At 75.9% G+C, this 5,098-nt stretch carries 4 protein-coding genes; 2 read left to right on the top strand and 2 right to left on the bottom strand.

Annotation, left to right across the window (positions count from 1 at the left end):
* Positions 1-3,966 (bottom strand): ATP-dependent helicase (locus tag ACYVJ4_RS18320; RefSeq protein WP_460461514.1); only part of this gene is annotated, 3,966 nt, incomplete at its 3' end.
* A gap of 25 nt (positions 3,967-3,991) precedes the next feature.
* On the opposite strand from ACYVJ4_RS18320, the gene ACYVJ4_RS18315 reads away from it, so the two are divergent.
* A complete protein-coding gene (locus ACYVJ4_RS18315) occupies positions 3,992-4,213 on the top strand; it encodes a DUF3046 domain-containing protein (RefSeq protein WP_460461513.1) in 222 nt (73 codons plus the stop codon).
* A gap of 28 nt (positions 4,214-4,241) precedes the next feature.
* On the opposite strand, the gene ACYVJ4_RS18310 is transcribed toward ACYVJ4_RS18315, so the two are convergent.
* Positions 4,242-4,817, bottom strand: a complete 576-nt coding sequence (locus tag ACYVJ4_RS18310) for a L,D-transpeptidase family protein (protein ID WP_460461512.1) — start codon at positions 4,815-4,817, stop codon at positions 4,242-4,244.
* Between ACYVJ4_RS18310 and ACYVJ4_RS18305 the strand changes: the two genes are divergently transcribed.
* On the top strand, positions 4,816-5,098 hold a 283-nt coding region (locus ACYVJ4_RS18305; protein WP_460461511.1), incomplete at its 3' end, for a hypothetical protein. The two genes, ACYVJ4_RS18310 and ACYVJ4_RS18305, sit on opposite strands and share 2 nt — an antisense overlap.

The raw sequence follows: 5,098 nt of genomic DNA, 5'->3' as shown, positions 1-5,098 counted from the left end.
CATCCCGGGCCGGCTCGGCAGCCCGGCGCGACCCACGGCGCCACCGCGACCGCCGGCGTACCGCGTACGCCGAGGACCGGACCGCTGCGTGCGGTGCGCGGTGCGCCCGCCGGCCAGCCGGGCGCGCAGCGGGGCGAGCGTGTCGCCGGTGACCCGGCCGCTCCACACGAGGTCCCACAACGCCTCGGCCAGCTGCTCGTCGTCGGTGGACCCGACCGCCTGCGACAGCGCCCGGAAGAAGAAGGCGCCGCCGCTCGACAGGGCGTCCAGCACGCCCTGGTGCACGGGCGACAGCTCGAGCTCGGCCGGCTCGGGCAGCGACAGGTGCGCGGTGTCGGCCAGGTGCAACGAGACCCAGCCGTCGTCGCCGGGCAGCGACCCGTGGCCGCACCACAGCACCTCGCCGGACGACGTCACCTCGTCCAGCAGCGCCGGCGACCAGTCGGTGACGCGGGCCGGCAGCACGAGGCTCTCGAGCGCGCTGGCGGGCAGCACCGCGCCGTCGAGCTGCTCGACCGCGCGCAGCAGCCCGGGCACTCCGCGGCCGGTGCGCGAGCGGGGACCGTCCATGCCCTGCCAGCGCGGCACGAAGCGGGCCAGGTCGCGGGCCGGGACCGGCTCGACCTGCTGGCGCAGCGCGGCCAGCGAGCGCCGGCGCAGCGAGCGCAGCACCTCGGCGTCGCAGAGCTCGATGCCCTGGCCGGCCGGGCGCAGCTCGCCCTCGACCAGCCGGCCGCTGGCGACCAGGCGGGTCGTGGCGGTGCCGGCCACGGCCGGGCCGAGGCCGAAGCGGGCTGCCACCTCGGCGACGGTGAACGGTCCGTGCGTGCGGGCGTAGCGGGACACCAGCTCGCCGAGCGGGTCGGCGACGGGAGCGAGGAACGCCTCGGGGATGCCCACGGGCAGCGGCACGCCGAGGGCGTCGCGCAACCGACCGGCGTCCTCGACCACGGCCCAGCGGTCGTCGCCGGCGATGCGCACCCGGATCACCCGGCGGCTGGCCTCGAGCCCCTCGAGCCAGCCGACGACCTCGGGCAGCTCGGCGGCACCGGAGCGCTCGTGCACCTCGGCGCTGCTGCTCGGGCCGAGCACGCGCAGCAGGTCAGCGACGTCCTCGGCGTGCCGCGCGGCCCGCTCGGGGGTCAGGTGCTGCAGCTCGCGCTCGGTGCGCTCGACCGCCTCGAGGTCGAGCAGGTCGCGCAGGGCCGCGCCCTCGCCGCGGCCGAGCAGTTCGGACAGCAGGGTCGGGTCGAGGGCGAGCGCGGCGGCGCGGCGCTCGGCCAGCGGCGAGTCGCCCTCGTAGAGGAACTGGGCGACGTAGCCGAACATCAGGCTGCGGGCGAACGGCGAGGGCTGGCTGGTCTCGATCTCGACGACCCGCACGCGACGGCTGGTGATGTCGCGCATTAGGTCGACCAGGCCGGGGACGTCGAACACGTCCTGCAGGCACTCGCGCACCGTCTCGAGGACGATCGGGAAGTCGGCGTACCCGCTCGCGACCTCCAGCAGCTGGGCGCTGCGCTGCCGCTGCTGCCACAACGGCTGGCGCTGGCCCGGACGACGGCGCGGCAGCAGCAGCGCGCGACCGGCGCACTCGCGGAACCGCGAGGCGAACAGCGCCGACCCGCCGATCTGCTCGGTCACGACGTCGTCGACGTCGTCGGGGTCGAGCGTGACGAGCGAGGCGACGTCGGGCGCCGGGCCGTCGCCGAGCTCGACGTCGGGCAGCCGCAGCACCAGGCCGTCGTCGCCGTGCATCGCCTGGACGTCGACGCCGTAGCGCTCCTGCATGCGCGCGCCGACCGCCAGCGCCCACGGAGCGTGGACGGGTGCGCCGAAGGGGGAGTGCACCACCACGCGCCAGTCGCCCAGCTCGTCGCGGAAGCGCTCAACCACGATCGTGCGGTCGTCGGGCACGTGCCCGCTCGCCTCGAGCTGCTCGGTCAGGTAGGCCAGCAGGTTGTCGGTCGCCCACTCGTCCAGACCGGCTTCGCGCACCCGGGCGCGGGCGGCCTCCGGCTCGAGCGCGGTGACCTCGCGGACGAACGCGCCGACGGCCCGGCCCAGCTCGGCGGGGCGGCCCAGCGCGTCGCCGTGCCAGAACGGCAGCTTGCCCGGCTGGCCGGGCGCCGGCGTGACCCGGACCTGGTCGTGCGTGATGTCCTCGATCCGCCAGGACGACGACCCGAGCGTGAACACGTCGCCGACCCGCGACTCGTAGACCATCTCCTCGTCGAGCTCGCCCACCCGTCGTCCGGGACCGTCGCCGGTCGCCAGGAACACGCCGTACAGCCCGCGGTCGGGGATCGTGCCGCCGCTGGTGACGGCGAGCCGCTGGGCGCCCGGCCGACCGGTGAGGACGTCGGTCTGCCGGTCCCACACCAGACGGGGTCGCAGCTCGGCGAACTCCTCGCTGGGGTAGCGGCCGGCCAGCATGTCGAGCACGGCCTCGAGGGCCGAGCGCGGCAGCGTCGCGAACGGCGCAGCGCGGCCGGCCAGGGCCGCCAGGTCGTCGACGGTCCAGTCGTCCATGGCGCACATCGCGACGACCTGCTGGGCCAGCACGTCCAGCGGGTTGGCCGGCACCCTCAGCTGCTCGATCGCCCCGGCCCGCATGCGTTCGACGACCACGGCCGTCTGCACCAGGTCGCCGCGGAACTTGGGAAAGAGCACGCCCCGCGAGACCGCCCCGACCTGGTGCCCGGCGCGGCCGACCCGCTGCAGCCCGGAGGCCACGCTGGGCGGCGACTCGACCTGCACCACGAGGTCGACGGCGCCCATGTCGATGCCGAGCTCGAGCGAGCTGGTGGCCACCACCGCGGGCAGCCGGCCGGCCTTGAGGTCGTCCTCGATGATCGCGCGCTGCTCCTTGCTGACCGAGCCGTGGTGCGCCCGCGCCAGCACGGGCGCCGCGCCGCTCGCAGTCCCGGCCTGGGCCATCACCTGCGCCGGCGCCCGCGTGACCGGAGGAGTGGCCGGCGGGACCGGCTCGTCGTCCGGACCCTCGAGGCGCTCGGCCCACACCTCGTTGAGCCGGGCGGTGAGGCGCTCGGCCAGCCGGCGCGAGTTGGCGAAGACCAGCGTCGAGCTGTGGTCGCTGATCAGGTCGACGACCCGCTCCTCGACGTGCGGCCAGATGGAGGCGCGCTGCGGGTCGCCGGCCGCCGGACCTGACAGGTCGTCGGTGGGCTCGCCGATGGCACCGAGGTCGGGCACCGGGACGACGACCCTCAGGTCGAGCTGCTTGTCGGCCGGCGGCTGCACCACCGTGACCGGTCGCCCGCCGGACAGGAACCGCGCCACCTCGTCGACCGGCCGCACCGTGGCCGACAGGCCGATCCGCTGGGCCGGCTGCGGCAGCAGCGCGTCCAGCCGCTCGAGCGTGAGCGCGAGGTGCGCGCCGCGCTTGGTGCCGGCGACGGCGTGCACCTCGTCCAGGATCACGGTCTGCACCCCGGCCAGCGCCTCGCGCGCCCGGGAGGTCAGCAGCAGGAACAGCGACTCGGGCGTGGTGATCAGGACGTCGGACGGCGTGCGCGCGAACGCCCGCCGGTCGGCCGCCGGGGTGTCGCCGGACCGCACGCCCACGGTGACCTGCGGGGCCGGCAGCCCCAGCCTCGACGCCGCGTGCCCGATACCGGTCAGCGGCGCGCGAAGGTTGCGCTCGACGTCGACGGCCAAGGCCTTGAGCGGCGAGACGTAGAGCACCCGGCAGCGCTGCAGGGCCTCGGCCGGCGCGGGCTCGCTGGCCAGCCGGTCGAGCGCCCACAAGAACGCCGACAACGTCTTGCCCGACCCGGTCGGCGCCACCACCAGGGCGTGCTGGCCGCCGCTGATCGCGTCCCACGCGCCCGCCTGGGCGGCCGTGGGCGCGGCGAACGCCCCCTCGAACCACGCACGGGTGGCGGGGGAGAACCGGTCGAGCACGTCGTCCACGCCCCTGATGGTGTCACCGAGGTCCGACATCGGCCCGCGTGCGATGCTGGCGGGCGTGCGGCACAGCGACTTCTGGCGGTTGATGGACGACGAGTTCGGGCCCGGCTACGCCCGCTCGGTCGCGCGCGACCAGGTGGTCTCGGGCCTCGGCGGGCGCACCGTCGACGAGGCGCTCGCGGCGCACGTCCCGCCTCGCGACGTCTGGTTCGCGCTCTGCGACCAGATGGACGTGCCGACCGAGCGGCGCTGGGGCGTCGAGGCCAAGCCCCGCCGCTGAGCGCCCGGTCGAGGCCTGCCGCCCCGGCTCAGTAGACCCAGACGGTGCGGCCGATGGGCGCCAGCCCCGACGACCACAGCATGTCGATCGCGCCGTTCGACAGCCGCACGCAGCCGTGCGAGGCGGGGTAGCCGGGCACGCTCGGCGAGCCGTGCAGCGCGTAGCCGCCGGTGAAGTACTTCGGCCGCCAGAGCGCGCCGAGGTGGCTGATCCGCTCGCCGTCGATCTGGCGCTGCACCGTGAACCGGCCCTCGGGCGTGGTGGCGACGTACGACTGGCCCTGCGAGGTGTACGGCTGGCCGCTGCCGGTCGAGGTGTTGAGCACCCACTTCAGCTGGCCGCCGACGACCACCATCACCACCTGGCGGGCCTTGTCGACCTCGACCGCCGAGCCCGAGCCGGTGCGGGGGTGCGGCCGCACGCCGGAGGTCAGCGCGGCCTTGGTCTTCGGGCCGAGGACGCCGTCGCGGCCCAGGCCGGCGGACTTCTGCAGCGCCATCACGGCCTGGCTGGTGAGGTACCCGTAGGTGCCGTCAGGGGTGCCAAGCCAGTAGCCCAGCGCGGTCAGCCGCTTCTGCGCCGCGAGCACGACCGGGCCCTTCATGCCCTCGCGCAGCGTGGTCTTCTCGGTGATCGGCGCCTTCGTCGGCGTCCCCGACGGGCTGGCCGTGCCGGTGGCGGTGGCGCTGGGCGAGCTCGTCGCGGTGGCGCTCGGCGAGGTGGTCGTGCCGGGGTCCGGCGCCGTCGTGGCCGGGGTGGTCGTGCTGGACGACGGTGGCGGCGTCTGGTCGGCCGTCGACGCCGGGCTCCGCGACGTCCCCTGCGCGGACGGCTCGCCGCCGAGCGGCCCGCAGGCGCTCGTGGCGGCGGCGACGGCCAGCGCGG

The sequence above is a fragment of the Angustibacter peucedani genome (genome assembly GCF_054779595.1).
Note: the sequence above shows the minus strand (reverse complement) of the source record. Positions and strands in the feature narration are given on the sequence as shown.